General features: G+C 56.0%; 34 protein-coding genes and 1 tRNA gene. 5 read left to right on the top strand and 30 right to left on the bottom strand.

The features are described 5' to 3' along the window. The 5 genes from yejM to ADK28_RS19965 all read left to right on the top strand — a co-directional run. Positions 1 to 1,464: LPS biosynthesis-modulating metalloenzyme YejM (yejM, locus tag ADK28_RS19945; protein WP_048796471.1), on the top strand; the 1,464-nt coding region annotated here is incomplete at its 5' end. A gap of 78 nt (positions 1,465 to 1,542) precedes the next feature. Further along, positions 1,543 to 1,619: transfer RNA gene (locus ADK28_RS19950), tRNA-Pro, on the top strand. A gap of 233 nt (positions 1,620 to 1,852) precedes the next feature. Then, a complete protein-coding gene (locus ADK28_RS19955) occupies positions 1,853 to 2,032 on the top strand; it encodes a type II toxin-antitoxin system HicA family toxin (RefSeq protein WP_012906750.1) in 180 nt (59 codons plus the stop codon). 22 nt (positions 2,033 to 2,054) lie between these two features. Further along, positions 2,055 to 2,465 (top strand): type II toxin-antitoxin system HicB family antitoxin, encoded by a 411-nt coding sequence (locus tag ADK28_RS19960; RefSeq protein ID WP_048796472.1) that lies wholly within the window; start codon positions 2,055 to 2,057, stop codon positions 2,463 to 2,465. 86 nt (positions 2,466 to 2,551) lie between these two features. Next, complete coding sequence (locus ADK28_RS19965) at positions 2,552 to 3,472, top strand: GNAT family N-acetyltransferase (protein WP_048796473.1); 921 nt, start codon at positions 2,552 to 2,554, stop codon at positions 3,470 to 3,472. A 30-nt stretch (positions 3,473 to 3,502) separates the two neighbouring features. Here ADK28_RS19965 and ADK28_RS19970 read toward each other — a convergent pair whose 3' ends face one another. The 30 genes from ADK28_RS19970 to ADK28_RS20095 all read right to left on the bottom strand — a co-directional run bounded on the left by ADK28_RS19970 (position 3,503) and on the right by ADK28_RS20095 (position 25,834). Further along, positions 3,503 to 4,054: a tail fiber assembly protein gene (locus ADK28_RS19970; protein ID WP_048796474.1), complete on the bottom strand. Its 552-nt coding sequence runs from the start codon at positions 4,052 to 4,054 to the stop codon at positions 3,503 to 3,505. 2 nt (positions 4,055 to 4,056) lie between these two features. Next, entirely contained in the window at positions 4,057 to 5,367 is a 1,311-nt protein-coding gene (locus ADK28_RS19975; RefSeq protein WP_048796475.1) for a hypothetical protein, read from the bottom strand. Further along, a complete protein-coding gene (locus ADK28_RS19980; RefSeq protein ID WP_048796476.1) occupies positions 5,354 to 5,941 on the bottom strand; it encodes a YmfQ family protein in 588 nt (195 codons plus the stop codon). Before ADK28_RS19980 ends, ADK28_RS19975 begins: the two co-directional genes overlap by 14 nt. Before the next feature lie 3 nt (positions 5,942 to 5,944). Beyond that, entirely contained in the window at positions 5,945 to 7,018 is a 1,074-nt protein-coding gene (locus tag ADK28_RS19985) for a baseplate J/gp47 family protein (RefSeq protein ID WP_048796477.1), read from the bottom strand. Beyond that, entirely contained in the window at positions 7,011 to 7,424 is a 414-nt protein-coding gene (locus ADK28_RS19990) for a phage GP46 family protein (protein WP_025303570.1), read from the bottom strand. The genes ADK28_RS19985 and ADK28_RS19990 overlap by 8 nt, the downstream gene beginning before the upstream one ends. Then, positions 7,424 to 7,960, bottom strand: a complete 537-nt coding sequence (locus ADK28_RS19995; RefSeq protein WP_048796478.1) for a phage baseplate assembly protein V — start codon at positions 7,958 to 7,960, stop codon at positions 7,424 to 7,426. Before ADK28_RS19995 ends, ADK28_RS19990 begins: the two co-directional genes overlap by 1 nt. Further along, complete coding sequence (locus tag ADK28_RS20000; protein WP_048796479.1) at positions 7,960 to 9,030, bottom strand: phage baseplate assembly protein; 1,071 nt, start codon at positions 9,028 to 9,030, stop codon at positions 7,960 to 7,962. The genes ADK28_RS19995 and ADK28_RS20000 overlap by 1 nt, the downstream gene beginning before the upstream one ends. After that, complete coding sequence (locus ADK28_RS20005; RefSeq protein ID WP_048796480.1) at positions 9,027 to 10,328, bottom strand: DNA circularization protein; 1,302 nt, start codon at positions 10,326 to 10,328, stop codon at positions 9,027 to 9,029. The genes ADK28_RS20000 and ADK28_RS20005 overlap by 4 nt, the downstream gene beginning before the upstream one ends. Before the next feature lie 64 nt (positions 10,329 to 10,392). Continuing rightward, on the bottom strand, positions 10,393 to 10,845 hold the full coding sequence (locus tag ADK28_RS30390) for a hypothetical protein (protein WP_075202113.1): 453 nt from the start codon (positions 10,843 to 10,845) through the stop codon (positions 10,393 to 10,395). A gap of 107 nt (positions 10,846 to 10,952) precedes the next feature. Then, positions 10,953 to 12,860 (bottom strand): phage tail tape measure protein, encoded by a 1,908-nt coding sequence (locus tag ADK28_RS20010; protein ID WP_048796481.1) that lies wholly within the window; start codon positions 12,858 to 12,860, stop codon positions 10,953 to 10,955. Positions 12,861 to 12,944: 84 nt separating this feature from the next. Then, a complete protein-coding gene (locus ADK28_RS20015; RefSeq protein WP_048796482.1) occupies positions 12,945 to 13,268 on the bottom strand; it encodes a phage tail assembly protein in 324 nt (107 codons plus the stop codon). After that, positions 13,265 to 13,621: a phage tail tube protein gene (locus tag ADK28_RS20020; RefSeq protein WP_025303576.1), complete on the bottom strand. Its 357-nt coding sequence runs from the start codon at positions 13,619 to 13,621 to the stop codon at positions 13,265 to 13,267. The genes ADK28_RS20015 and ADK28_RS20020 overlap by 4 nt, the downstream gene beginning before the upstream one ends. Continuing rightward, positions 13,621 to 15,138 carry a phage tail sheath subtilisin-like domain-containing protein gene (locus ADK28_RS20025; protein ID WP_048796483.1) on the bottom strand — a complete coding sequence of 506 codons (1,518 nt, stop codon included), beginning with the start codon at positions 15,136 to 15,138 and terminating at the stop codon, positions 13,621 to 13,623. The genes ADK28_RS20020 and ADK28_RS20025 overlap by 1 nt, the downstream gene beginning before the upstream one ends. Next, positions 15,135 to 15,308, bottom strand: a complete 174-nt coding sequence (locus ADK28_RS30395) for a DUF2635 domain-containing protein (RefSeq protein WP_071826132.1) — start codon at positions 15,306 to 15,308, stop codon at positions 15,135 to 15,137. The genes ADK28_RS20025 and ADK28_RS30395 overlap by 4 nt, the downstream gene beginning before the upstream one ends. Before the next feature lie 3 nt (positions 15,309 to 15,311). Continuing rightward, on the bottom strand, positions 15,312 to 15,872 hold the full coding sequence (locus ADK28_RS20030; RefSeq protein WP_048796484.1) for a phage tail terminator protein: 561 nt from the start codon (positions 15,870 to 15,872) through the stop codon (positions 15,312 to 15,314). Continuing rightward, complete coding sequence (locus ADK28_RS30400) at positions 15,869 to 16,387, bottom strand: hypothetical protein (RefSeq protein ID WP_071826133.1); 519 nt, start codon at positions 16,385 to 16,387, stop codon at positions 15,869 to 15,871. Before ADK28_RS30400 ends, ADK28_RS20030 begins: the two co-directional genes overlap by 4 nt. After that, positions 16,359 to 16,769 (bottom strand): phage head closure protein, encoded by a 411-nt coding sequence (locus tag ADK28_RS20035; RefSeq protein WP_025303579.1) that lies wholly within the window; start codon positions 16,767 to 16,769, stop codon positions 16,359 to 16,361. The genes ADK28_RS30400 and ADK28_RS20035 overlap by 29 nt, the downstream gene beginning before the upstream one ends. Next, positions 16,766 to 17,089 carry a head-tail connector protein gene (locus ADK28_RS20040; RefSeq protein WP_048796485.1) on the bottom strand — a complete coding sequence of 108 codons (324 nt, stop codon included), beginning with the start codon at positions 17,087 to 17,089 and terminating at the stop codon, positions 16,766 to 16,768. Before ADK28_RS20040 ends, ADK28_RS20035 begins: the two co-directional genes overlap by 4 nt. An 80-nt stretch (positions 17,090 to 17,169) precedes the next feature. Further along, positions 17,170 to 18,408: a phage major capsid protein gene (locus tag ADK28_RS20045; RefSeq protein ID WP_048796486.1), complete on the bottom strand. Its 1,239-nt coding sequence runs from the start codon at positions 18,406 to 18,408 to the stop codon at positions 17,170 to 17,172. 9 nt (positions 18,409 to 18,417) lie between these two features. Further along, the gene (locus ADK28_RS20050; protein WP_025303582.1) at positions 18,418 to 19,017 is read right to left on the bottom strand and encodes an HK97 family phage prohead protease; all 600 of its coding nucleotides are present in this window, start codon (positions 19,015 to 19,017) and stop codon (positions 18,418 to 18,420) included. Then, on the bottom strand, positions 19,010 to 20,236 hold the full coding sequence (locus ADK28_RS20055) for a phage portal protein (protein ID WP_048796487.1): 1,227 nt from the start codon (positions 20,234 to 20,236) through the stop codon (positions 19,010 to 19,012). Before ADK28_RS20055 ends, ADK28_RS20050 begins: the two co-directional genes overlap by 8 nt. Beyond that, positions 20,226 to 20,387, bottom strand: a complete 162-nt coding sequence (locus tag ADK28_RS32505; RefSeq protein WP_025303584.1) for a hypothetical protein — start codon at positions 20,385 to 20,387, stop codon at positions 20,226 to 20,228. Before ADK28_RS32505 ends, ADK28_RS20055 begins: the two co-directional genes overlap by 11 nt. After that, a complete protein-coding gene (locus tag ADK28_RS20065) occupies positions 20,384 to 22,117 on the bottom strand; it encodes a terminase large subunit (protein WP_048796488.1) in 1,734 nt (577 codons plus the stop codon). Before ADK28_RS20065 ends, ADK28_RS32505 begins: the two co-directional genes overlap by 4 nt. Then, positions 22,114 to 22,608, bottom strand: a complete 495-nt coding sequence (locus ADK28_RS20070) for a phage terminase small subunit P27 family (protein WP_048796489.1) — start codon at positions 22,606 to 22,608, stop codon at positions 22,114 to 22,116. Before ADK28_RS20070 ends, ADK28_RS20065 begins: the two co-directional genes overlap by 4 nt. Before the next feature lie 95 nt (positions 22,609 to 22,703). Then, the gene (locus ADK28_RS30405; protein WP_025303587.1) at positions 22,704 to 23,060 is read right to left on the bottom strand and encodes an HNH endonuclease; all 357 of its coding nucleotides are present in this window, start codon (positions 23,058 to 23,060) and stop codon (positions 22,704 to 22,706) included. Then, complete coding sequence (locus ADK28_RS20075; protein WP_025303588.1) at positions 23,041 to 23,403, bottom strand: hypothetical protein; 363 nt, start codon at positions 23,401 to 23,403, stop codon at positions 23,041 to 23,043. Before ADK28_RS20075 ends, ADK28_RS30405 begins: the two co-directional genes overlap by 20 nt. After that, a complete protein-coding gene (locus ADK28_RS20080; RefSeq protein WP_048796490.1) occupies positions 23,400 to 24,029 on the bottom strand; it encodes a methyltransferase domain-containing protein in 630 nt (209 codons plus the stop codon). Before ADK28_RS20080 ends, ADK28_RS20075 begins: the two co-directional genes overlap by 4 nt. Next, entirely contained in the window at positions 24,004 to 24,876 is an 873-nt protein-coding gene (locus tag ADK28_RS20085; RefSeq protein WP_048796491.1) for a hypothetical protein, read from the bottom strand. The genes ADK28_RS20080 and ADK28_RS20085 overlap by 26 nt, the downstream gene beginning before the upstream one ends. Positions 24,877 to 25,284: 408 nt before the next feature. Continuing rightward, a complete protein-coding gene (locus tag ADK28_RS32245) occupies positions 25,285 to 25,662 on the bottom strand; it encodes a hypothetical protein (RefSeq protein WP_161802723.1) in 378 nt (125 codons plus the stop codon). Then, the gene (locus tag ADK28_RS20095) at positions 25,640 to 25,834 is read right to left on the bottom strand and encodes a hypothetical protein (RefSeq protein ID WP_048796493.1); all 195 of its coding nucleotides are present in this window, start codon (positions 25,832 to 25,834) and stop codon (positions 25,640 to 25,642) included. Before ADK28_RS20095 ends, ADK28_RS32245 begins: the two co-directional genes overlap by 23 nt.

The following is a 25,834-nucleotide window of genomic DNA, read 5'->3' on the forward strand; positions in this document are numbered from 1 at the left end:
GTGTTCTCCCATTTCCACCTGCACCTCAATCCGGTGGTGTGGGATCTGGTGGTCAACCCGGATCAAAGCGAACTGTCGCGTGACTGGCAGCTGATGTTTATCTGCGTGCCGGTGATCTTCCTGGTGGAGATGCTGTTCGGCACCTGGAGCTGGCAGAAGCTGCGCAGCCTGAACCGCCGCCGCTTCGGCAAGCCGCTGGCGGCGCTGTTTATCAGCGCCTTTTTCGCGTCGCACCTGATTTACATTTGGGCTGACGCCAACTTCTATCGCCCGATCACCATGCAGCGGGCCAACCTGCCGCTCTCGTACCCGATGACCGCGCGCAAGTTCCTCGAAAAACACGGCCTGCTCGACCAGCAAGAGTATGAGCGCCGTCTGGTGCAACAGGGCAACCCGGAAGCGGTGTCGGTGGAGTATCCGCTCAGCGATCTCAGCTACGGCGATCAAGGCAGCGGCTATAACCTGCTGATGATCGTAGTGGACGGCATTCGCGCCAAAGACGTGGCGCAGGACATGCCAACCCTGACCCGCTTCGCCCAGGAAAACGTGCGTTTCAGCGATCATTACAGTTCGGGCAACCATGCCGATACCGGGCTGTTCGGCCTGTTCTACGGCATTTCCCCGACCTATCTGGACAGCGTGCTCGCCGGCCGCAAGCCGTCGGCACTGATCAATGCGCTCGGCGATCGGGGCTACCAGCTGGGGCTGTTCTCCTCCGATGGCTTCAATGCCAGCCTGTACCGCCAGGCCCTGTTGACCGACTTCTCGCTGCCGACGCCGGCGCCGCAAAGCGACGCCCAGACCACCCAGCAATGGCAGCGTTGGCTGGCAGAGCAGGGTAGCAAAGAGCCGTGGTTCTCCTATATCAACTTCAGCGGCGCCGAGCCGACCGAAGGCGACAAAAAACCGGTCCCGGCCGACTTTATTCGGCGCTATCGCGCCGGCGCGCAAGATGTGGATACCCAGATAGCCCAGGTGCTGGACACGCTGAAACAGCGCGGCCTGCTGGATAAAACCGTGGTGGTAATCACCGCCGAGCACGGCGTCGAGTTCAACGACAGCGGCAAAGGCCAATGGGGCGCCGGCACCGCCTTCAACCAGGCGCAGCTACAGGTGCCGTTGGTGATCCACTGGCCGGGCACCCCGGCGCAGACCATCAGCAAGCTGACCGGCCATAACGACGTCATGCGCACCTTGATGCAACGCCTGTTGCACGTGAAAACCGCGCCGAAAGACTATTCGCAAGGCGAGGATCTGTTCACCGCCCAGCGCCGCAACAACTGGATCGCCACCGGCGATGGCAACCAGCTGGTGATAACCACGCCGACACAAACGCTGATGCTGGACAACAGCGGTAACTATCGCGTCTACGATCAGAACGGCGAAGAGATAAAGGACGAGAAACCGCAGCTTGCTCTGCTGTTGCAGGTGTTGACCGATGTAAAACGCTTTATCGCCAACTAACTGCTTAAAACTAAAGCAATCAAGTGGCGAGGCGCTTGCATTAACATCGGGAATCGGTAGTATGATTTTTCATAGCGTCGGCATGTAGCGCAGCCTGGTAGCGCACCGTCATGGGGTGTCGGGGGTCGGAGGTTCGAATCCTCTCATGCCGACCAAACATTCCTATTAAAACCAACCTTTTACGGTTGGTTTTTTTTATGTCTGCGATTTTAACATGGTAAAATGATGGTAAAACTATGGTAAAACCGCCGACAAAATACAGTTCCGCTGCCTTCAAAAGCCTACCCTTTGGGAAACAATTCAATACCCCCAATAACCCCAAATTGCTTGACGCCTGCACACAATGGAGTTACTATAACCCCATCAAAACAACACAGAGAGCCGGAGGATGGATAGCAGGAATGCAATAGCAATGATTGAAGCCGATGGGTGGTATCTGGTGAGAGTGAAAGGCAGTCATCATCAGTTCAAGCACCCAACGAAGAAAGGGCTGGTAACGGTAAAACATCCACAGAAAGACATACCGCTGCCAACACTGAAAAGTATCAAGAAACAGGCGGGGCTCTAAGCCCCACCTCTTGGAGGTTTACATGCTGTATCCAGTTGCTATTGATAAAGGCGATTCATCCTTCGGCGTTCGCGTACCTGATATTCCTGGTTGCTTCTCAGGGGGCGACAACTATCAGGATGCGATCGAGAGTGCGCGCGAAGCCATCGAGGCACATATTGAATTGTTGGTTGAAGATGGCGAAGCAGTACCGGTGGGAACCAACGTTGAAACCTGGTTATCTGATCCAGATTACGCCGGCGTCGTCTGGGCGCTCGTAGATGTAGATATCACCCGGCTTATGGGAAAAGCGGAGAAAATCAACGTAACACTTCCTTCCCTGCTGATCCGTCGCATCGACCAGTTTGTCGCCGCGCATCCTGAGTATGGTAGCCGTTCTGGCTTCCTCTCACGGGTTGCAGCTGATAGAGTGATAAGCCGGGAAAATCGTTAAGCCTCGTAAGAGGCTTCTCGTTTTAAATTTAGCCCTACTTGCTGATAAGTAATACTAATTTAAACAATAGAAATAAAACGCAAACTATGATACGGAAATTGATTTCTTATGCGTCTGGTTGGCGCATAGGCACAGCAGAAGAATATAGAGAATGTTATAGCCTTTATGGCGGCAGCTTTGTAACTCACCCTGATGTTTTATCCTTTATGCAACGTCAACTTAACTTACGCCATAAATACTACATCAAACGAGATTCCAATGGCTCACTGCTCGGCGGCATGTGTACCAATGGAAGAAAAGAGATCGCTATCGTCGGACGTAAGTCGAAAAAAATCGGGATTGATATGTTCCCGTTTAACAAAGACGAAATGATTTTACCAATTAGCAGCAGTGTTAAAACAGTGATCCCTTATCGCTCTAAAATCCTGTCATCCTTAAACGGCCGTTCAACATTGAACTCTACGTTTTCGCTTAATAGTCAGCGTGAAATTTGCCTGGCTAAAACCTGCGGCAAGGGTGGATATTCATCATCAACAAAAAACAGTCGAAACCGCGAGCTAAGAAAATTCCTGAATTCAGGTGGTGAAGTAGTAGACCAGGCGTTATTAACCCCCGTTCAAATTGTAGACATTTACTTTGAACTGTATGCCAAGCGTTGGGGGCATGAACCCGGAAACAAACGTCAAATGATGGAAATGATAACGTCACTGCGTGAAATGATATTCGGCTTTGTGCTGTTCTATAACGGCAAGCCGTGCGCTTTTCAATTAATTACTCGCGCAGACAGTCCAGAATGGATCTGCTTTGATTATGTGAATGGTGGATATGACCGCGAACATAATGGATTTTGCCCTGGGACGATTGTCACCTGGTTAAACGTTCGGGCCGCATACGAGTTATGCGAACGGGAAGGAAAGGAGATGCGCTATTCCTTCGGCAAGCCGACTGAGGCGTATAAAGATAGGTGGTGTGAGCGAGCGCCGCTGGGGCGCACGCTGTCGATTTAAACTAATGAGCCGGGTAATCCCCGGCTTTTATCATTGTGCCTCTGGCACCGCTGGCCACACGATTTTTTCAGGGTCTGCGTCATCGCTGATCTTCTCGATCTCGTTAACGTAGTCCATCCATACCCGCAATTTGGCTTTCTCTTCATCGGTAGCCATACCCAATAGCAACTTGCTATTGAGAGTTTGCGTAACCTGGTTAACACGCGCAATACGACGCTCTTTCTCCCCCAGCACTATCTTGCGCTTTTCAGCAGGGCTGTAGATACGCTTAATCACCCTTCCGTCGAGATATACCCACGTCATATCGTTGCACGCTTCAGGTGGAGTTTCGCTAATAGCTACCTCTGCTACTGAGAAGCCTGGAGGGAAAATTGCTGTGACGTCTTTTGATATGCAAACGATAACTCCATTCTCGTCATACATGACCTTCAGCGTGTCAGAACTAAAATCAGCCTGACAATCGTACCAGTCTCGCCCATGTTCATCTCTGGCGTAAAGAATATCAGGCCTATATTCTGGCTCGTCCTCTTCGGTGGATTTAAACTCAGGTTTGTAAATAGTGAAATTTTCAAATTTAACCATGATTAAGAAGTTCCTATATTTCGCCAAGAACCATTAATTAAAACTTGTACATAAGAATATGACGCCCAAATTGAAGGGTCATAGTTAGCCCCCGACATTCCAGTAAACACACAACCATCAGGAACCCTTACCTGGCCGCCAGTATCAGGTTGGTTAATTCGCCCAGTAAGCCTGACGTTTTGGACAAGATTTTGATATGCCCAATTTTGCGCGTTATTTTGTGCATTCGAGATATTTTGATTCAGCCAGTTACTGAGATACCCACCCCAGATATTACCGGTAATATTCCCGTCGACATGAAAGATAGCATCCTTTGCATAAACTCCACCTGGACAATAAAAGTTTCCGCCATTTGCGTCAAATCGCCAATTAACATCCGTATTATCGCCCTTTGCATGGATGCAGGCTTGAGCAAAACTTGGCGTGCCACTGAGCAAATATCCAAAACTCACTGCCGTTGGGTAGCCTTGTCCTTTTCGAGTTGACACCCCTTTAACAATTGGCACATAAATACCGCCAGATGTTACAGTCCATTGCCAGTTAGGCTGAAAGAATGGTGCCTGATTGTTCAATTGTTCGGAAAAAGGCCCAGCTCCCCACGGAATTGCTTCTGGCGTTGTAGCAACAGAGGGGGCGATTAATTGACCCGTCATGGTGTCGCCAGCCTTGGAAACAGCATTAACATCAGCAGCCGTTGGCTTATAGGCTGTGGTATAAACACGCGCCCAAGTCACGCCTTTCCCCTGAGTCGTGGATTGCCCCACCCAGGTACTTAGATCGCCACCAACCGCCAAGTACGCCGTTGTTGGCGCTCCGTCGATAGGCAACCTCACGCAACCGTAAGCGCTATTACTACCCGGACGGTTGGCGCTGGTCGAATTGACGCGGAAAAACTCGGCAATCGTTCCGTAGGCATCGCTCTTGTGTTGTGCACCCGCACCTAGGCCAAAAGCGCCAACCTCCATCACATTGCCCGTATCTGTACCAACATTCTTTGTTGCTGCCGAGCCAAGGCCAAGATTACCGCGAGCCTCCGGCACATCGGCAACATCGGAAAGGTTATTCGCTTTTTTCAAAAATCCCGGATCGGTGATCGCCTTCTGTATCGCCAGATACAGCTGATTATGTTTCGATTTGTCCAGCTCAATGCCGTTACCCTCAATGGCGTTGGCGACCTCTTCCTGCACCGCGTCCCACATATCGCTGTTAAGATCGGTAGCGCGGCGCCCGGTAGCCGGATCGCCATTGGTAAAACCGTTCTTCCCCGGCCCAAATTTGTCAATTTGCGCCGTAGGTGTATCAATTCGATGCATCGTTTTCTCCTTCAGGATAGGCAAAGACCACCACGGTGTGGGATGGGGACAATTTGTCGATAACGCATTCCACCACCGTATCGCCCCAGGTACGAATGGCGCTATTGCACGCGCTGGTGCAGGTTTGCCAGGCTACGGTGGCATCAGAGGGAATATTCACACGCCAGTAATAGCGCCACTTATCGCCCCACTCCGGATCCGGGGTGGAGTCCAGATTCTGAAATTGTTCAATGGTCGCTGTGTGATAACCCAGCGCATCCAGCTGTTGGCGGTAAAACCGTTCGTTAATCCCGCCCGGGATATTAATTTTTGCGTCAAGACGCTGCTGGCGTTGACGCAGTGTTTGCACGCCGGGGGGCGCACAGGAATCGGGCAGCCCACAGAGCGTTTCGTAACGGCCGATCAACTCAACCGTCTGCGCCGGGTCAATCTCACGCATTAGGTCATCACCACGCTGGTGAACGGCGGCCAAAGAAGGTGCCAGACCGTTCAACAGCGGGTTGTCTCCTTCCCAGGCCGGCCCCGGCGGCAGCAGATGATAAATCAGCCGGGTGTAATCATCTTCAAGTGACATGCGTTACCCCGCGCTGTAGTTTGACCAGGTGACCGTTCCCAAAACGGGTAGTTCTACGTTACCCAACACGATATTGGCGGTCGGCGCATCCAGCCGGTGAGCATATTCGCCAGTGGCGATGCTGATGGCTTCGCTGATGCGCGACAGGTGTATCGTTCCCGAAGGAATGCCGTCACGCAAAAACAGCGAATTAAGCTCGGCAATGACGGCCGCCCGGATCTCCGGCGTGTCCTTTGCCAGGGCAATCGTCATGGGGATCACCTTCTCGGTGGCAGGGAACACAAACAATCCGCCTCCCGCAACCGGTGCCAGCGGTAAGATGTGATCCCTTACGGCGGTCACTGTTTCCGCCGGCGGCGCGGGATGGGTGGCATCACCACTGGCGACCATCACCCCCACCGTGCCGATCCCCTTGTAATGGCGGAACGTCCAGGCGCGGGTAATGCCGGCCACCTCTTTCGCCCAGATAACATAATCATGATCAGCGCCACCCTGTGGTGTGTAGAACCACCGCTCCATGATGCGGCCACGCCAGGTTTCAAGCGGCTCGATATCTTCCCCGCCCGCCAAATCGTCGGCATATCCCGTGGAAGATAGCCCCCCGACAGGGGTCACCAGGCGCAGGGCAATGCCATCATCAGCGTTACCCTCTCGCCCGGCGGCGTCAGCCAGCACTGGGGCGCGCAACACCCCGCCGACCGCCCTGGCGGCTTCGGTGGTGGTGTACGTCTGCTGATCATCGCGCTGCAGCACCGTGCCGGCCGGCAATTCAGGTGTGCCGCTAACATCCTGCCAGCGGACAAAGCCGGCCGCCGCCGTTGGCGGTTTCCGGGGGCAACGCTTCATCGCGCCATGCCGCGCCAGCCAATCAGGATCAGCCTGGTCCGGCAACATGTTCCGCGCAAGATAGTCGATGTAGCCATATAGCGTATGAACGGCCGCTGCCTGCACGCGCGCATATACCTCCGCATCCAGACGACGCAACACCACATCTTCATTGAACCGCGTGAGCAAATCGCTTCTGATCGTCGCGATAAGTTGCGGCAGGGGCGGTCTGCTGAAACCACTGTCAGCCATTGAGTTCACTCCATAAATCGTCAAATGTAATCGTGTGGCGGGTGCCGTCTCGCTGCCACAGTGTGATCGCGGCTGCCAGCATATCGATGCCGGTACGCTCCACTCGCGTATCAATCCGCGCGGCAACGCCATCGTCAATCATCCATGCCAGCGCCTGGTTGATATACGTTCTCGCCAGAGGTGGCGTCTGATTGGTCAGGGTCGTTCGGCGGAGCAGGTAAAGCCGGGAGCCTATGCGGTCATTTTGTACCGTGGGCCAGGTATCACCCCACCAGCCCATAGGCTGCTGAGCGTTATCGTCCGGCTCGGCCCGGCGCCAGGAAAAGAGCGATATCACAACCGATCGCGTCAGCCGATCGAGCGGCGCGTTTCCGGGGTAACGCACGCCATTGACGGTCAGGATCATCATTTCATCTCCTGGTTCGGTTTGCCGGTCTGGCCACCGTGAGTATCGTCGTGGTCATGCCCGTTGTACTGCTCACGCATTTTGCTCAGCGTGCTGGTTTTATCGGCAATCTCACCATTAGGCACTTCAAGCAGCGGCGTGTTAAAGGTGGCTTTCTCCACGGCATTGACAACATAGTGTTTGGTGTTCACCTCTACCCGATTGCCCCGGCGCAGAACAATGCTGTCGCCTTCATCGGAGTACAACGCCACCTCACCACTCTGCAGGCCGCTCAGTCGGTACCGCCGATCGGCCACGGTGATCACCACACCGTGCGAACGGTCTCCCGACAAAAACAACGCCACCGCTTCTGCCCCGGGATGTGCCGCGGCCGTAAAGCCGTAGGGTTCCAGATGCTCAACGCTGGATTTTGGGTCACCGGCCACCAGCGCGACATCCACCGTCTGGCATTTGGCTGCACTGTTCAACCCCCGCACCACCGCGCGGGCAAGCAAGTTAGACAGGCCTCGCTGTATGGCCTCCATCGGATTACGCATCAGAAATCATCCTCTTGTTTGGCCTTTTTCCGCTTGCCGGGCTTCTGTGGCTCTGGCAGGTACGCATCCTCCGGCCCCACGCGTAATTCGGTCACCGTGCCCCCCTCATCCTGGGAATACGTCACCTCGGCGATCACCATTTCCCGGTTGTTAAAGTCCAGCAGCGGATCGAACACAATCACACGCTGGTTGGGTTGCCATAGCTGCCCGTCTCCCTGGCGCCAGCCCTGCACCGTATAGGTGGTTTCGTCCGTGCGCGCCGCGCGCTGCCGTGCCTCAAACTCACATCGCTCCTGACAGGTGGTGCCGGTCGCATTGCCCGTCTGCTGGATGTAATGCGGGCGATAGCGTTTGACGCTGCTATCCTTCGCGGTCGAACGAATGGCAGAGATCGTCGCCTCGCCAAAATCATCGTCACCGCCGGCGCGCTGGCCAGAAACCTGATAATCAGAAAAGCGATCGCGAATGCTCTGTTCGGTATCGCAACTCAGCACGTTCTCGCCGAAGACCAGCGCGGTCGTGGCGTGCGCACTGCCAATGGCACCCACCACCAACCGCCCTTGCGGATCGTCATAGGCCAGTGCCTGCTGCTGGCCCAGCAATTTGTTCAACACCTCATGGACCGTTTCACCGTGATCCGCCTGAACTCCCTGCAGTGAACCCGCCGGGGCGCCGGCATCAACAACGGTAAGGTTGAACGGCTTGGCAAGCTGCGTGGCAATCTGCGCCAATGTCCGGCCGGCAAATTGTGTGGGCGCCGCGGTACAGTCAATCAGGTCCGCCGTTTTACTCCGGCCGGTGATCCCAAAGGTAATGCCCCGCGCGTCGTAACGTACCGGCGTGGCCTCTACCCAGCCGGTGATCACCAGGTCATCACCGATCGAGACTTCGACGGCATCGCCCTTCTTAACCCGCGGGGCGAGCGGGACACTGCCCGACTCCCCTGGCCACTGGCGGGTTATCTGTACGTTGAAGTCCCTGGCCAGACGCTCAATGCCGGCCGCGATCTTGACGGTGGTCCAGCCGCCCCACTCGCGGCCGTTCACTCTCAGCGTGACGGTATTATTCATCGAACGGGGACCCTCAATGGCTGAACGGGAATAAAGCCGGGATGCTTCACGGCATTACGCCCCGTAATATCGGTCTCGCGGGCGGCGTTGTCATACCAGGTGGCGGCGAGCACCAGCGCCGGCAACACGTCTGGTGGGGTACGGGTCACCGTTTTTTCCACCTGTGCCAGGCGTGTAGAAATATCCCGGTTGGTATCCGTGCGAACCCGGTTAAGGGAAAGGAAAAGGCCATCATCGGCCGTGCGCTGCAGCTCGGTATCAATGACATGATTAAGCCCGGCGCGCACGGCGATCAAATCGTCCCAGGTTACGGGCGCCGGCACAGGATTATCCGTGCCTGCATCATTGAGCGCCGGATGTGACACAATGGGCGTTGCGCTCTCAGGTGATCGCTGGTTGACTGGCGTTTTGGGTTGAGGAAGCAGCGTCACCGTATAGGCAGCTTCGCTGATGGCCGTGGTACGAATGGCTTCGGCAACATAGTTCTGCTGCGTTTTCACTACCTGGGTTGTCGTGCTGTCAGTATTCCATACCCCCCGCGGCGCCAAATCATGCCCCAGCGTCACACCGGAAAGCGTGTCGATCAGCGTCACCAGATCCGATGCATCACCGGTGAGGCGATTGCCGGCGCGCCACATTTTTTGCAGGGCATTGACAAAGTTCATGCCAGAAGACGGCGGCATCAGCAGCACCGACAGATCCCCCTGCAGTAAACGCGCCGCCGCGGCAATCCCCTCATCCACCATGGTGAAGGCATCCGCCACGGTATTGATCATCGCGGTGGCCTGGTCGAGCACATCACTTTGAATAAAATCCGACAGGCCCCCCAGGCCAAAACTGGAGAAGGCGTCGCCAATACTGTCGTCAAGGGCCGAGCAGGACGAGACCAGCACTTGCCCTGTCGCCACGCCCGAAGTCGGAAACGACAATTCCCCCGCTTCAACGAAACTGAAGCTGATCCGGCACATGCGCCCTTCGTTGTTGCTGTGACTGACGCGCACTTCACCATCAACGCAGATGGCCATTTCACCGTAGTTGGGGTGTACCAGCGTTCCCGGCCCCGGGGTATCTACAGCCGCAATGAGCCGATCGCGTTGGTCAATGTAATCATCCCCGATCAGGTAGGCGCTGATCGTGAATCGCCGAGTTGCCCGCCCGAGATCTTCGGTATAGGGCTTGTCACGATTGGGGTATTCATGCGTCTGCACACGGCGGCCGAATGTGCCTTCGTCACTTTCAACACTGAAAGGCACACCACGAAACGACGCGGGCTGCAGCCTGCTTTTCCATCCAGCCATAATAACTCCAGACATAAAAAAACCCACCGAAGTGGGTTGATTGATTATTTATTCGCAGTGATGGTTATTCAGGCTTGACTGCCTTGCAATTTATTTCTTTCACACCAGTCGTTCCGTTTTTATTTACACCGACCTTAACCTTACCGCTTTTAAAAACTGTAACAAAAAACTGACCTTTAGGCATTTTAAACGAAAATTCCCAACCATTAATAATTGGAGAATCAAAGTCATCATTTGGCCGCAATGGAACAACAGCAGTCATTGGTGCTTGAGGTTGGTCGTTACTTTTAAAAAGGAAAACACCTTTGCTTTTCCCATATTCATAAGAAACATGAGTAATCAGTAGTTTCCCACTGGCTGATTGAGCAGGACAGACTATGTCTATTGAAGATGATATCTCACCATTTGATTCTATCGATGATTCGATACCACTCACAAAGTTACCTGTTAGTGAATCTTTCGAAAAAACAGGGAAAGATATAGCAGCGATAATTAATGCCATTATTGTTTTAGTCATTCACCATCTCCAGTCAATTACCATTATTGATTAATAATAACTCACATCATGGGTAATTTTCATCAATCTTTTTTCCCTGAGCGCGTTCCAATGCAGCTACGATTTAATCAAGGTTTGGCATATCGGTTATAGCCGACATCGTAGGAAATACCGGGAGGCAGCTTGCTGTCCGTCTGCACCTTCATACCTGCCGGCATATTCTCAAACTTGAACGTAAATTCACCGCCCGGCGGCTGTTGCGGCGAGGGATTGACCGGCCTGAGCAGGGAAACCGAAGGTTGATACTGCCGCCCCTGGTTTTCCTCTCTGCGCCAGGGCAGCAGCTTTTTCCCCAATGCATCAACGCTATCGAGACCAGGTAGATCATTGAGCGTGCGTGTCACCACGTTGTCTTTCAACCAGGTGAACCGCTCCTCCAGCGGATCGGCTACGTACTCTTTGGCGGTGAGCGCGGCGCCGATCGTCCCCAGACGGCCAAGAGCCATCACGCCACCGCCGAATAACCCGGTACCCTTTGTTACCTTCCCAAGTTTCCCCATCTCTTTCGTCACGCTGCCGATGGAGCTGACCATGTCAACGGACCACTTGATCACCATGAAGGCCAAGATGCCTTTAAGCACGGTCTCCCACCCACCGATGGCATCAACCACCTTGTTAATCTCGGCCAGGGCGGATTGTATGGTCGGGCCCACGGTATCCCAGTTCTCGACGATCAGCCCGCCGGCCAATACCAGCAACGTCACCAGCTTGCCCAACGGCGACATATTCATCACGGTATTGAGCAAGCCAAATGCCTTTTTCACCGCACCCACCGCACTGGCAGTCCCCAGCAAATATGCGCCAAACTTGGCAAAAGACTTGAGCAACTCAGGATTTGCCTTCACCCAATCACGCAGTTGTTCGATAAATGGCATCAGCTTGCCGATACCCTTGTTCAGAGCCGGCAGGAACATATCACCGATCGTCACACTGACCGCACTCATCTGGTTTTTGAACAGCTGGATGGCATTCGCTGTCGTGGCGGCGCGCGCGGCGTACTCCTTCTCCATTGAGCCGCCGTAGGCCTGCTGGTCAGCGACTTTGGCAAAGTTTTTCCGCAACAGATCAAGGTTGGTCAGCAGGGGCGCGATCGCCCCCAGAGACTCCTTGCCGAACAGCGCTGTCATGACAGCGGCCTGTTTTGCTTTGGGAACCTTAGCCAGCGAGTCCAGCGCTTTGAGCATGGCGCCCTTGGCATCTTTCTGCATGTCGGCTGCCAGAGTTTTCGGGTTGATCTTTAACGCTCTGAGCGCCCGTTTCTGTGAAGCTGTAGCAGCGCCACCCGCGGTCAATGACAGCATGAAGTTCTTGATGCCTGTCGAGGCGATCTCGGACTCCACCCCCATGCCGGCAATGGTAGCGCCCATTGCCGCAATCTCGCCTGACGCCACGCCGGCCACTTCCCCCAATGGGCCGATCCGAGTAACAACCTCAGAAATCTTGGCCGCACTGGCGGGGCCGGTGTTCCCCAGGTAGTTGATCTTATCCGCCAACCCGACTACGTCTGTCTGGGTCATTTTGAAGGCCGTACGCCACTGCGCCATCATCTGGCCGGACTCTTCCGCGGTCTGGTCGAATGCCACGCCCATTTTTACGGCAGACTCGGCAAAGGAAAGCAGCTCTTCTTTGGCGATGCCAGCCTGGCCGCCGGCCGCGACAATCTGCCCAATCCCCTCGGCGGCCATCGGCAACCGTGTAGACAGGTTCAGTACATCGTCGCTCATCTGCTTGAACTGTGCCGGGGTATCAAAATCCACGACCTTGCGCACATCGGCCATCACCGATTCAAACTCAATGGCCTGATTTATCGGCAATGTCAGCGCCCCAACGATACCGGCCCCCACCGCCGCAGCGCCGGTCATAATGGAGGAAAACTCTTTACCGAACCCCTTGACGTTGCGCTGCATCTTCTTCATGGGTTCGGACAGCTGATCAACCGCCGTAATGATCGCCTTTAACTGAAAGCTGTCAGCCACGGTTCATCTCCTCATTGATGCGGATGGCCTCAGCCTCCAGCTCAAAAAACCGGCTCAGTGCGAGCCGGCGCAGATCAAGCGGGTTCAATCGCCAGAAATAGGCAGTGTTGTAGAGCCGCTTTCGGAGTTCCCCGGGGTTTTCGACGCCGTAAAAAAACCGAGAATAGACATTGAGATAGAAAAAACATCAAACAGCGCCAACTGCCTGGCGGAGGAAAGCGGAATGCCGGCAAGCTCCGGGATATAGGCCAACGCCGCGGCGGAATCCAGCTTGACGCCGCCGGACTCCGTCAGCGAGAACGGCATACCAAATTTCGCCACCTGGTCATACGTGGGCTCCTGCAGCTCAATGACATGCAGCGTCTCGCCGTGCGCCGTGATCGGCTTACTCAGGGTGATTTCTTTCATTGATAGAATCCTTCTTCACCGTGGAATTCCAGGTCGGCGGTGCCTTCCTCGGGATTATGATTGGCCTCGCCGTGCAACCAGGCGCTGCCCAGCACATACACCATCCCATTTGCCAGCTCGGCGGTGATGGTCATGGCCGTAGACGACACCAGCTTGTTGATGGGGAACGCCTTCGGCACCTTAAAGGTGCCTTTCACATAAGGGGCGCGGTGGGTTTCTTTGTGATCCACGTCCCCCGCCAGGCCAATCACATCATCGCGCACCACGGTGTTCATCGGCACTTCAATGCCACCGGTGAGCGACAGTTGCTGACCGTCAATTTTTAGGTAACAGGTACCGGCGATCTTAGCCATCAGGCGGCCTCCTCGTTGTACTGCAGACGGAATTGGTTGAGCAGAGCAAAGACACGCAGCTGATTGACGTAATCCGGTGGGAACAGGACATCCAGGCGGCTCGGGTCATTGGCGTTACGCTCAACAATCAGGTATTTCTGGAACAGCTCGAAGTTTTCAACAATGCCCTCGCGCTCAAGCTGGCGATAGGTCGCGCAAAGCTCACCGCGGATCACCGCCGGCGTCACAATGGCCTGACCCGGGCCAAAGCGTGTGCCATCATTGGCCAGCTTGTGGCGCCCATACTTCGAGGTGATCACCGACTTGAGACGACGCAGAACATAAGCGCTGGTATGCAGCGTTTCGCTGTCCAGATAGCTGTTATCTGCCACGCCGTAGGCATTTTTCTTGTACGTGGTGATATCACGCTGGATCCGCAGGCTGCCGCCTTCCGCATACGCGGTCGCGATACCATGGGTCAGCAAGGACTGCTGCTCCGTCATAATGAAGCGCTTACCCACCGGGGCCGGCATTGCGCCCGTCAACTCTCCGGTCTGCGTCGGCCGGGCGGGATCAATACGCAGGAATACCGCCGCGCGCGCAAGGCGGCCGGCGACCAACTCATCCAGCGGCGTCTGGCAATCCGGCTCATAGCCGGCAACGGTAATATGCTGGTTATTTAGTCCGTCACCGAAAGCCACCAGCTCGGACAAATCGCCCACCTTAGCGGTATACACATGGCCATACAGCTGCCGCATATAGCTCCAGCGGCCGCTGCTGTCGTTCATTTCCATCGCCATCAGCTGCAGGGACGGCATATCACTGAAGGGGAGTCCGATGTAGTCAAACGGCGCATCGCCCATGGCTGCCACCGCCGGCGCCATATCAGGGGAACCCGCCCCGCCCTTCATGACGCCAATCTGAGCAGTCAGCCCGGCCGGCACCTCTTCACCACCCACGCTGCCGTAATAGTTCACCGCCAGCGGAATATCGTTACCCGATACCCCTTTGTTGACCGCCGTCAGCGTCACTACCCCCTGCACATCGCCGCCAGACGTTGCCAAAACTTCTGCCTTTACGGGCAGATCCGGACGCGCATTGATAGCGGCGGCGAGTGTTGTGGCAACAGCCTTGGCCTTATCTTCAGTCGCCACCACTGCCTGCACCCGGGTGGTACCGATATACAGGCTGATGCTGCCGGCGGTCGTCGCCGTGCCGGAAAGGGTCACTGTGCCCTTGGCGGCGGCTCCCGAACCATCAGGCAACGCAATCACCCACAGTTCACCAAAGGGGTCAACCTTACGGTAAGCCGCGACCATTCGCGCCAGTTGACTGCCACGGCCGGCCAATTTCCCCGCCAGATCCGCGGAAGGCATGATAACCAGTTCGTTTGCCGCTATCTCCGAATCAGGCAGCGCCATGCCAAACAGCAGCGACGGGGCGTTATCCTGCGCCGTATTTGCGGCGCTGTTGTCCATTTCCGCATAAAACAGCGGAACCCGAACATCCGCCGGGATGTTATTAAAGCTCACGGTCATTGTGTGTTACCTCTCGGTTTGGCCGGTGAATTGTCTTGTTGTCGAACATCGCCGGCCGCCAGCCGACGCATCCAATACGTGCTGGGTTCAACATTCCTTCCGCCTGGTGGCAAAACATCGCCACGCGCCGGGTCGGGAACGGTTCGCCCTTTGTTGGGGATCAGATACATGGGTTACTCGCTGAAATGTATTTCGGTGTGGTGCTCGATTTTCCCATCGGGGCCGGCGCCAGGGTCGATGTAATCCACATCAATCGACAAGGTTTTGAACTCGTCCAGCGCGTCCAAATCGTCCTGTTGGCGGGTGTCTTCCTCGGTTATCTCCCGGTCTACCGTAAAATCGAACTGGTAATAGAGTTCGGCGCGGTTCAAATCGAGTACCGTGCCGCCGGCATAGCAAATGGGGCCGGCATCCGGATCCGGCTCCCAGCCCAGCAAGGCTTTCCAAACCTCGGCCCGCACATCGTGCACCGCATCGTAAGACGCCCACTGCCCACGCTCATCGCGCCCGTTGCTCAACACCACAATGACCGAAAACCCTTCGGTCAAATCCTGCCAATAGTCCGTCTGGCTCTTCTGCTCGCTGGGTGTATCATCGGCCGGCACAACATACGCCGCCGGGAGCAGCAGTTTCCCGACATCGGGGATAGCCTTGAACTGCGCCGCGCCTCCGACCCGGTTTTCAAACCGCGGGCAGCGGGCACGCAGTGCAGCAATAATGTGGGTTAATTTCACGCTGTTTTCCTTTTGCGGCGCTGTGGCCGCAGCGATTTTCGCAATTCACGCGAAAGGGTGTATCGGGTCCAGCTGCGCCGGCGCTCCAATACCTCCACCATGAAGTTATTACGCGGAGCAATCCGCCACTCGGTGCCCCCCGAGGCGCCACGATGATGTTTTTTCTGACGCTTCGCCCCACGGCGAACCCCGTAGAACAGAAACGCAGGGTAAAAAGCCCCGTTAATATGGCGGTTTCCCTCGCCGTTCTTCTGGTTGGGAGAGATCTTCACCATCAAGCCCGGGCGCCGCTTTGAGGCCCGCGGGACGTAGTAACCGATAGAGCGCGCAAGGCGGCCGGTTCGGAAGGCCGGGTTATCCCCTGGTGCCGAGCGGCCACGATGCATCACCAACCGCCGCGCATCGCGCATGTGGATCTGACCGATGCGCACAAAAGCACGCCGAAGGCGGGCACGGTTGAAGACCAACTCTGTCGGTTGTTGGAAATCAACGTGTAAAGACGCTTTCGCCGCCATACCGCTCACTCCTTCGGGTTTCGCTGCCCAGCTCTTCGCATTCCAGCAACAGGAAGCGCCCTTTACTGTTCAGATCGCGCACACGCCGCACCCGGTAAACCTGGCCGGACAATACGACCTCGTGATCGGCGGTAATGCCAGAGCGGTAACGCAAGGTGAAGTAATGGGTGACGGTCGTCTCCGTCTGGACCGACGCCTGATAAGTGGCCGCACCCACCTGCGCCATCTTGGCCCAGGCACGAAACGACTCGGGAAAAGTCGGCGCCAAACCGAAACTGTCTGTCGGTTCATCTACACGCCGCCGGATAACGATCCGTTTATCCAGCTCGCCCGGGTCGGGCAGCAAATAGCTGGCACTGGTCTGCGCCTGACGGATTTTCATAGCGGGATATACCTGTAGGGTTGCACGTTCCACAGAAAGCCCATCGGCAGGCTGGCCTTTTCAAAGTCCGACACCGCCGAGCGGTTCTCATAGTAGTGAGTCGCCAACAGCAGCATGCCAATCTTGATATCGTCGGGAAGGTGCAGACCATCCGGATCGGACTCGGGGATCTCGCTGTCGGGTGCATAGAGTTTTCGATTAAGAAACGTCTCGGTACGCGTCTGAACCGCCCGGCCAATCAGTTCTAGCAATGCATCTTCCTCAGTAAAATCAGGCTCCAACTTGCACTGCACCTTGATTTCTTCGAGTTTCAGCAACATAGCTTTCTCCGGTGCCCGCCAAACGGCGGGCACAAAAAAACCGCTTTACGCGGCATGTTGAACTTCGGTTGGCGTCGCTATCAGCTGCTGGCCGATCCTTTACCCACCAGCGCCTTGATGGCAGAGGTATCTTCCAGGATGCAATCGAAGCGATGGAAAGCGACGAAGCCGGTCTGATCGAACTCGGCATAACGCTCAACCAGACGCTTGAGGATCATGTAATTGACGCGGCGGATGATGAAGCGATTGAAATCGCCGCAGAACATGAACTTCTTGCCGGCACCAATATCATCGATCTCCTGATCAATCACGTATGGCACGTTCAGCACCGACGCCGGCGCCACGCCGACAATATCCGGCAGCCACAGTGGACGCCCCTGGCCGTCCTCCATTTCACTGATCAGTTTCAACGTATTATCGTTAAAGGCCAGGCGGAAACGGTCGCCGCGACGGTATGCCGGGTCGATGGAGTGTTTCAGCGTCAGGATCTCTTTCCAGTTCACCGCTGTTGCCGACGCGGTCGCGGTGGTTTTATCCACGGAAGCGGCCAGACCTTTCGGCTGTTTCGGTGTACCGGTGCCGGTACCACGGATCAGGTAACGCGCCTCACCGCGGCCGATACGCTCGGCGATCCGGCGGGCAAGGTAGGCTTCCATATCAATCGCGCTATCCTGCAGCAGCTCGTTGGACACGCGGATGATTTTGGATGTCAACTTCAGCGCGCCGAGGCTATCCATGCCGAATTCGGTATCTTCTTCGCCGGCTTCTTCGTTCTCACCAAGCAGCACACCCACCTCATCCGTGCCGTCAGCTGTTGCCCACTCCATGGTTCGGCCGTCAGAGGTGGTCAGGATCTGCGCCACACCGGCGATGCCGCCATAGGCTTTCATCTGCTCAACCACTTTCGCCAGGAAGGTTTTTGGCACGGTATAGCCCCCCTTCTCATCCGGCGCAACGCCCTGCGCGCGCAGCTCACGCAACGCCTGGCGCTCTTCGGCGGTCAGCTCGGCCGCACCGTGACGCATCCATTTATCGAACACGGCAACGCGCTGCTCAGGATCTTTACCTTTAGGGTCTTTATTCTGATTTTGGCGCTGCTCCTCTTCCTGCTGCTCAATAAATGATTGATCCAGCGAGCGCAAGGACTCTTCCCGCTCGATTTTCTCATCGACGGCCTGCAGCTCGCCCTGGGCCTTCTTCCACTCGGTGCGCTGCTCATCGGTCCAGGCATTATCACCAATTTTGTCATGCAAGGCGCGCATGTCGGTGGCGATGGTGTTTCGTTTTTGCTTCAGTTCATGCAATTTGGACGCAGACATAGTTTTTCCTTACACATTAAGTAAAGTCAGGAGGCGCTCACGCGCCATTCGTTGGTTTACGGCATTGGTGATCGCGCCACTATCGCGCGCCTCCTGCCAGGCTTTCAAAGAACGGACGGCAGAATCTGCCGCCTGATAGGCCGGATACGTCACCGGACTGACGTCATACAGCCGGGAGAATTTGTGGATCTCGCGAATAACCACGCCTTCCTCGTCCTCGTACCAGCGATCGCCGTCGCGGGCTACGCGGAACGCAAAGGAGGACTGGTTAATGTCGCCGCGTTGCATCGGCGCCAGCACCAGATCGCGGATCGTCTGGGTATCCGGCGCCTCAATGTCATACTGCAGACCACGCTCATCTACGGAAACCTTGAGCGTTCCCGAGGTGCTCCGGCCCAGAATGAAGTTGGGATCGTGGTTAAACAGCCCGCGCACATCATCATTCAGTACATCATCGAAGGCGCCTGGCTTGATTATCTCGCGAAAGCCCCACAGCGGTTCAGAACGGATATTGAACACCGAGCCGTAACCGATAATCCGCGTCGGCTGGTCTTCCTGCTGCTGCGCGCGCACTTCACCGCTGTAACAGCGCGTCTCTCTGTCACTCATCGGCGTCTTCCTCTTTGGTTTTGTCGTCGATTACGTTTTTGGTTGGGTTGGCCGCATTCACGCTGACCAGCATTTCATCCAGCCCGTCTACCGGGTTCATATCCTCGAAGGCGCGGGCCTCGTTGCGGCTCATCCAGCCGTCAATGATGGCGTAGTGGTAGAACTGGGCGCGCTCTTTCGGCGTGCCGCGCATCAGCCCTGCCAGGTTAAAGCGGACGTAATACCCCGCCGCCCGCTCCGCCCGGGTGAACAGCCGGCGGTTAAGCTCCTGCTCCCAGTTGGCTACCCAGGGCATGATGGTATAGCGGACAAACTGAATGGCCTGCTCGGTGATATTGCTGAAGGTGGCTTTTTCCAGATCGTTGATCATGTGCGCCGGCACGTTGAATATGCCGGCAATCATCGAACGGTTCAGCTTCATCATGTCGATGATCTGGGCGTCTACCGGGGACACTGACAGCGCCCTGTAATCAAGTTCTGCTGGTAACAGCAGGGTTTTATTCTCCTGGCCACGCAGCGCCAGCGACGCCTTTTGCCAGACTTTCTTCAACCGCTCCCAGCCCTTGTCCTGGATCTCCCCCTTCACGGACACAATGCCCGCCGGCCGCGCATTCCCACTGAAAAAGGAACTGGTGTATTTCTGCCCGCTCATACCCATACCGATCGTCTCGGCGTGCTGCAGGATGGGACTGAGGCCCATTTTCTGGTTATTGCCCAGCGCACGGATGTGGATCATGTCGTCAGGGCTGATGGCGAAGCTGCCAAGCTCGTTATAGACGCCATAGGTATAGCGGCCGCCGGTATTCAGCAGCGTGGTTTCCCAAGGCATACACGCCTCAAGCCCGCTGACCTCGCCGCGGCGCGTCCGATGCACCCGGGTAAACCCGTTACCCCAGCCGAGAATGTGCCTCTGCTTCAGCTCGCGCCATTTATAGCTGGTCTGCCAGTCGTTGGGCTCGTCATGCACCAGATAAAAAACCGGGTGATCACGCGCCACATTCACGCCTTTTTCCGTTTTCCGCATCACATGCAGCGGCATCTGGGCCACGTTGGACGCCAACACGTAAATGCACGAATAAACCGCGGCCAGCTTCATCGATGTTTCCGGGCTGACGTACACGTCCGCCTGGAGCAAACCGTCCATTTCCGCCATTTCGGCGGTGACCGGATTGGCCGGATTTTCCAGCGGCTCACTGCGAAATAGCGCATCAAGTAACACGTTTCCCCCTTCTGGCCGCGATCAGCGCGAATGCCAGCAAACCGCCGCCGGCGCTCTGAAGCGCAATGGCGGTGCCAAACTGCAGGTAGATGCCCGCCACCAGCAGACCGAAACCGGCCAGACCGATAGCATCGATAATCAATGTTTTCATAGATATAAGAGGTCTTCGTCTGGATCGATATTGGAAAGAAAATCGCCCGGCTCATTCAGCATGGCGCGACCGATGGCCATAATCAGCGTGACGGCACCGTCAATCTTGTTCTCGGCCTGCTCCTTGATTGGCCGAACCACATCGTCGTTGCCCGGCAAATACTTGCCGATCACGTTGCTGAGACACCAGACCATGATGGGGTTGCCGTCGTGGTGGAACCGGCCAGACTCGATAGCAGCCTCCAGCTCTTTCATCGGGTCGGACATGTTGGTGTAATTCTGGATGATCGTAATGGGCGACATGTTTTCATCGGCCAGCTCGTGCGATATGCCGGTGGCGCCGAAGGGGTCGATGGGCGATTCCTCTACCGGGTTAAGCCGGTTGGCTGCCCGGGCCTCTTCCATGATGTAGCGGTAATCAATCTCCGCGCCGTCCGTAACCGTCAGCAATCCCATTTCCACCCATTTCTGGAAGCGCTCCGCCGTACGCCGATCCTCGCTGCGTTCAACGCTGTAGACCGTGTCATACGGCACCCAGAACCGCGGCGCAATGCTGTAATAATGGCGCTTGCCGTCAATGTCCCGCGTAAACAGCCGTCCCATGCTGTTCATGTCCAGCTTGCGCGCCAGGTCAAACGCCAGAATGCAGGGCTGCCCTTCAAACTGCTCGAGCGTCAGCGTGGTATCTTCACAGCGCTTCAGGCTCACCAGGTTATAGAAGGCATCCCGCGCCGCGACCCAGATATTGAGGTGTTTGGTCTTGAATGTACCGGCGTGGCGGGCGTTGTTGATCGCCCGCTGCTGCTGGCTGAGCAGGAAGTCTTTGTAAACCGAGACGCCCATATTGGGGTTGGCCTTGACCAACGCCTCCGGTTTTGTCCAGTCGTCACCTTCGTCGATGGTATAGATGATGCCGAACAGCTCATCGTTCGGCACGGTACCGTTGAGCATCTCCACCACTTCCCGGCGCTTGTCGTAGCACGGCCCCTCGATGTTATAGCCGGCCGTGGTGATCGCCCACATCAGCGGTTGCCGGCGGGCGCCCATACCGGTCAACATGGTGGTATAGAGCGCATCGGTCTGATGTTCATGGTATTCATCCACCACCGCCAGGCTGGGCGATGAACCGTCGCCCGGGTTGCCGATCAGCGGTTCAAAGCGGGCGCCGTCCTCCGGGCGGTTGAGGTTGGACGCATTGGCCTCAATACCGAAAGCCTCCATCAGCATCGGCGTACGCTTGCACATCAGCCGGGCCGGGCGGAACACTTCCCAGGCCTGCTTTTCGGTGGTCGCACCGGAATACACCTCGGCGCCGAACTCACCGTCGCAGGTAAACCCGTAGAGCGCCACACCGGCCGAGATGGCCGATTTGCCGTTCTTGCGGGGGATCTCGGTGTAGACCTCGCGAAACCGCCGCAGCTTGGTGCCTTTGTGCACCCAGCCAAAGACGGCGCAGACGATAAACAGCTGCCACGGCTCCAGGGTGATCGGCATCCGCTTGTATGCCCATTCGCCCTTGGTGTGCGGTAATAGCTGGATGAATCGCGCGGCCTGCTCAGCTAAATCCCTGTCAAAGCGGTAGCGAAACTTTCGCCCCTTTTCTTCGGCCAGATCATCAAGATGCCGCTGGCAGCTGCTTACCACATACTGGCAGGCCACTATCTTGCCGCGCACCACATCACGCGCATACTGATTGGCAGCATTCACGTTTGGGTAAGATTTTCTCTTCATGATGTGATCAACTTAATGAATGGATTATCCGTTTTTTTCTGGCCGGCGAGTCCTATCAGCCGTTGGCGGCTTCCCGGATCGAGCCCCAGCATGGCGCCGGTGCTGCTCATCTCCGTTTCCTGTTCTTTTTTCGCCGTCAATTGAGGGTTCTTTATCGGGCCGCCGGTGGCACCGGTCACCACGTTGCCCTGCTTGGCGATATTCTTGACTGCCCGGCGCCAAAACTCATACGCCACGCACCACCGCTCCAGCACCGCCAGATCCGTGATGCACAGAATGCCCTGGCCGCAAAGCTCTTTGGTGGTCATTTGCCACATCACCGTGGCCAGGTGGAGCCCCTCTTCTTCAAACCATGCCGGCGGCTCCGCGCCCTTTATCGGGGTGAATACCGGCTCGTCCTTATTCAGGGCTCGTTTACCGGGGTTGCCGGCCAATTCCTTGCGGGCGGTCGGCTTTGGGCGCCGCCCGGATCGGCCTGCCGTTCCGGCCATATGCGCTCCAGATTAAATTTCATTTTTCGCGGGTGTAAAAACATGACGGGGCGGGCAGTACGGAAGAGGCAAAGCCGTAGAGATTTTCCCTCCCCCTACCGGCCTGAGCGCCGCTCTCTCGCGGTCTTCGCCCTATGACAGGGGGTGCATAGGCTTTGCAAGTTGGCCTCGCTATCGTCTCCACCGTGCGCGAGAGGCACGATGTGGTCAACACAATCAGCCTCGGTTATCGCACCCCGGCGCAGGCATTCCTGACACAATCCCTTATCCCGCTTGAGGATCCGCGGCTTAATCACATCCCAACGGCTGCCGTAACCGCGCTGATGCCGACTCTGACCAGGCTTATAATTGCGCCACCCTTCACCTCGATGCTCACTACAGAATCCGCTGGGATCAGTCGTTGTATTGCGGCAGCCGCGTTTACGGCAGGCTTTAGGCGTCCGGGGCGGCATGGCCCGGGGCCTTGTTGATCATGAAAACTAATTCTTTTTGCACCGTGTCTGTATGCGGCAACGGATGGCGCGTAACCGAGATCGTCGGATATTCTGCCAGTGGTGCCCAGCGGTTATATTCCAGTGCTTGGCTGTAAATTTCGTCATAGATGCGACGAGTTTCCGTGGCCAATGTTGCTGCACACTCAACCATCGAGTCATGCATAGAGAGTTCGTCTTCCAGGAGATAAACGCTATTCCGAGTCGCCAAGTGACGAAGGTGAGCCAGCTCGTCAATAAGCTGTCCAATGGTTCTCTTCGCCACAATGCAACGGCCAATGGCATCGTAATTCAGCTCTTTCATACCGCAGTCCTCTTGAAGGCATAAGACCCAATGCCAACGCGGCCCAGGTCTGATTCAATCGTATTACTCTCAACGCAGGTAAAGCCTTGCTCAGCAAACCAGCGCAGCAACCCATCATGCGTGAAATACCAAATGTGCTCATTCGGCCGATAGTGATGTGAAGCCATAATGGCATCGCCGCCGGCGAAGATGGGGATCGATACAAACACCCACTGTTTAGCCTTTGCTACCGCCAGTTCGGGCTTGTCGATATGCTCCAGGCTGTCCCAGAACGTCAACGCCGGAAACGCGTCAGCCGTATACAGATCTGCCCAGCGCCCGCGCAGCTTTAACCATTGAACGCCAACCGGATTGACGTCATATCCCCATGTCTGAGGGCGGGCCTCCACAAACTGCCCGGCACCGATCCCCACATCTAGCACCATTCCATCGCCGTGATGGCGCTCCACCAACGCAACGCGCGATTTCGTCAGCGCATGCCCCATCGGGGTATCAGCCATCAGCTGGTATTTGTGAAAATAGCTGTCGTCATACGGCCGTTGGTTCAACGGGACGGGATAACGACCAATGCCCAGCGCCGGGACGAAGACCAACCCAGACTCAAGATGTTGAGAGAACGATTTCATTGAGCCAGTCCTTAAATTGTTGGCCAAAGCCGGTAATGTGTTTCGAGCACGCATGGTCCATCTGGCCACACATGCAGTAATTATCAGGCTGCGCCCAACCTACGCGGGAAAGGTCCATCTCCGGATCGGTAACAATATGTGGCGCGTTATGCCCGCCACAGCCACCCTGGATGATGAAAACCGGTGTTTTGTAGCAGATGGCGGCAGGAAGCGCCCAACCCACGCCAGAGACCACCACAGCAGCATGCTCAACCAACGCCAGTATCTGGGTTACAGACAACTCACCGGCGTGCAGCTGTAGATCGGCCGCCGGCGCATCGCCAACAATCCACTCTTCGCCCTCTTCCAGATCCGCCAGGCTGACCACATAGAAATGCTTCTTCAGCAGCGCTGCCGCCTCGTTGATGTATTTGGGGTCAGGGTTACGTGCAGGATTGGCCCACTCGCGCCGAACCGTGGCCGGACGAATAACCGCAATGGGTTTATCACTGATCACCGGCGACGGCCCATAGGAAGGCAAATCAAATTGGGATGCCACCTTGCAGAATTGCAGGGTCATGGCATCGATAATGGATCCTCGCGCCAGCTCGTCCTCCCCATAGAACACCGTGAAAACTTCGGCTTTCGTCGGTTCAGGCACATACCTCAACCAGGTACGATCTTCGTTTTTCCGCTGGGTGCGCAGCAACGTGTTGGACTTGACGAATTTCACATCAAGATCCGCATACAACTCCGGCCAGGGGGTGCGAATGTAAGCCCCGGGGAATTGCCGAACAAATGCCCGCTGGTAGATGCTGTCGCCCAGGCCATACATCCCACGGATGTAGATGTTTCGCTTTATCGACATGAAAACCTTTAAATAGAAGAGAGCGCAGCCTCAAGAGACTGCCTCTGGAAACATCGCAAGCGAGTACGCCGCGAACAGTTAACGATCTCGACACCTGCCGCCCAATCACGTAATTGGCGAAACTCATCATGCCAACGGGCTACACTCATGGCGTCAGGATTGGCGAGGCCAGCGTGAGGCCCATGCCAGTGAACGCCGTCGCGAATTGAACAGTCATATCCCACCAGCAACACCCGCCGAGCGCCGCGGTAGATGGCAAGCTCAATAGCACGTTGGCCAGAATTAAAACTGCCTGGCAACTGACTCTCAAACCGCGCCAAGTTGAATCGTTCAGCGGTGAACGGGTCGCTGCACCAACGATCGGCACCACACGTTATCTCTGCGTGATATAACTCCCACCAGCAGCAATCAGCGGCATAAATGGCGGCACATGCCGGGATCAGGCGCCAACTGTTGTTGACCGCGATCGTAGGCAAACCTGATGCCTCCACCAGCGCGCAATCCGCCTCGGTCAACGATGGACCACCGGCGACGCAAAAAACCGTATGCCAATCCATTCACAGCCCCGAAGAAAAAAGCCACCAGCCTGCCGATGCGCAGGGTGCGCGGTAGGTGCAGAGTGATGGCTTTGGTTATCAATATAGAATTTTCTGCTGGCTTGCCGAATATAACCCCGGTGGCGCAGTTAACCACCACGAGATAGTTCAGTGCTTTTATTCTGTCAAAGGCACTCAGCGAATGCCTTTTGCAGAATTTTATAAATTCATCCCAATTGGAGAACGCCATGCTCTTCTGAATCCGAGTAGGCGATCAGGCCGTTGTATTCGGGAACCTCGCCATCCTCAGCCTCAAACGCTGGGATAGTGCCGATGGTAATGGTGTAGGACGGCTGACCTTCATCTTCTGCGAAGCGCGCCAGCTCTTTAATTTGTTCCAGGGTAAGTACGATTTTGCTCAT

This window comes from Serratia sp. 506_PEND (genome assembly GCF_001076875.1).
Lineage (GTDB): Bacteria > Pseudomonadota > Gammaproteobacteria > Enterobacterales > Enterobacteriaceae > Serratia > Serratia marcescens.

Excerpts from the sequence above, each read along its gene's own strand:
- ADK28_RS19955 (WP_012906750.1), top strand. The coding sequence starts at position 1,853 with ATGGATAGCAGGAATGCAATAGCAATGATTGAAGCCGATGGGTGGTAT.
- ADK28_RS19960 (WP_048796472.1), top strand. The coding sequence starts at position 2,055 with ATGCTGTATCCAGTTGCTATTGATAAAGGCGATTCATCCTTCGGCGTT.
- ADK28_RS19965 (WP_048796473.1), top strand. The coding sequence starts at position 2,552 with ATGATACGGAAATTGATTTCTTATGCGTCTGGTTGGCGCATAGGCACA.
- ADK28_RS19970 (WP_048796474.1), bottom strand. The coding sequence starts at position 4,054 with ATGGTTAAATTTGAAAATTTCACTATTTACAAACCTGAGTTTAAATCC.
- ADK28_RS19975 (WP_048796475.1), bottom strand. The coding sequence starts at position 5,367 with ATGCATCGAATTGATACACCTACGGCGCAAATTGACAAATTTGGGCCG.
- ADK28_RS19980 (WP_048796476.1), bottom strand. The coding sequence starts at position 5,941 with ATGTCACTTGAAGATGATTACACCCGGCTGATTTATCATCTGCTGCCG.
- ADK28_RS19985 (WP_048796477.1), bottom strand. The coding sequence starts at position 7,018 with ATGGCTGACAGTGGTTTCAGCAGACCGCCCCTGCCGCAACTTATCGCG.
- ADK28_RS19990 (WP_025303570.1), bottom strand. The coding sequence starts at position 7,424 with ATGATCCTGACCGTCAATGGCGTGCGTTACCCCGGAAACGCGCCGCTC.
- ADK28_RS19995 (WP_048796478.1), bottom strand. The coding sequence starts at position 7,960 with ATGCGTAATCCGATGGAGGCCATACAGCGAGGCCTGTCTAACTTGCTT.
- ADK28_RS20000 (WP_048796479.1), bottom strand. The coding sequence starts at position 9,030 with ATGAATAATACCGTCACGCTGAGAGTGAACGGCCGCGAGTGGGGCGGC.
- ADK28_RS20005 (WP_048796480.1), bottom strand. The coding sequence starts at position 10,328 with ATGGCTGGATGGAAAAGCAGGCTGCAGCCCGCGTCGTTTCGTGGTGTG.
- ADK28_RS30390 (WP_075202113.1), bottom strand. The coding sequence starts at position 10,845 with ATGACTAAAACAATAATGGCATTAATTATCGCTGCTATATCTTTCCCT.
- ADK28_RS20015 (WP_048796482.1), bottom strand. The coding sequence starts at position 13,268 with ATGAAAGAAATCACCCTGAGTAAGCCGATCACGGCGCACGGCGAGACG.
- ADK28_RS20020 (WP_025303576.1), bottom strand. The coding sequence starts at position 13,621 with ATGGCTAAGATCGCCGGTACCTGTTACCTAAAAATTGACGGTCAGCAA.
- ADK28_RS20025 (WP_048796483.1), bottom strand. The coding sequence starts at position 15,138 with ATGACCGTGAGCTTTAATAACATCCCGGCGGATGTTCGGGTTCCGCTG.
- ADK28_RS30395 (WP_071826132.1), bottom strand. The coding sequence starts at position 15,308 with ATGTATCTGATCCCCAACAAAGGGCGAACCGTTCCCGACCCGGCGCGT.
- ADK28_RS30400 (WP_071826133.1), bottom strand. The coding sequence starts at position 16,387 with ATGGCGGCGAAAGCGTCTTTACACGTTGATTTCCAACAACCGACAGAG.
- ADK28_RS20035 (WP_025303579.1), bottom strand. The coding sequence starts at position 16,769 with ATGAAAATCCGTCAGGCGCAGACCAGTGCCAGCTATTTGCTGCCCGAC.
- ADK28_RS20040 (WP_048796485.1), bottom strand. The coding sequence starts at position 17,089 with ATGTTGCTGAAACTCGAAGAAATCAAGGTGCAGTGCAAGTTGGAGCCT.
- ADK28_RS20045 (WP_048796486.1), bottom strand. The coding sequence starts at position 18,408 with ATGTCTGCGTCCAAATTGCATGAACTGAAGCAAAAACGAAACACCATC.
- ADK28_RS20050 (WP_025303582.1), bottom strand. The coding sequence starts at position 19,017 with ATGAGTGACAGAGAGACGCGCTGTTACAGCGGTGAAGTGCGCGCGCAG.
- ADK28_RS32505 (WP_025303584.1), bottom strand. The coding sequence starts at position 20,387 with ATGAAAACATTGATTATCGATGCTATCGGTCTGGCCGGTTTCGGTCTG.
- ADK28_RS20065 (WP_048796488.1), bottom strand. The coding sequence starts at position 22,117 with ATGAAGAGAAAATCTTACCCAAACGTGAATGCTGCCAATCAGTATGCG.
- ADK28_RS20070 (WP_048796489.1), bottom strand. The coding sequence starts at position 22,608 with ATGGCCGGAACGGCAGGCCGATCCGGGCGGCGCCCAAAGCCGACCGCC.
- ADK28_RS30405 (WP_025303587.1), bottom strand. The coding sequence starts at position 23,060 with ATGCCGCCCCGGACGCCTAAAGCCTGCCGTAAACGCGGCTGCCGCAAT.
- ADK28_RS20075 (WP_025303588.1), bottom strand. The coding sequence starts at position 23,403 with ATGAAAGAGCTGAATTACGATGCCATTGGCCGTTGCATTGTGGCGAAG.
- ADK28_RS20080 (WP_048796490.1), bottom strand. The coding sequence starts at position 24,029 with ATGAAATCGTTCTCTCAACATCTTGAGTCTGGGTTGGTCTTCGTCCCG.
- ADK28_RS20085 (WP_048796491.1), bottom strand. The coding sequence starts at position 24,876 with ATGTCGATAAAGCGAAACATCTACATCCGTGGGATGTATGGCCTGGGC.
- ADK28_RS32245 (WP_161802723.1), bottom strand. The coding sequence starts at position 25,662 with ATGGCGTTCTCCAATTGGGATGAATTTATAAAATTCTGCAAAAGGCAT.
- ADK28_RS20095 (WP_048796493.1), bottom strand. The coding sequence starts at position 25,834 with ATGAGCAAAATCGTACTTACCCTGGAACAAATTAAAGAGCTGGCGCGC.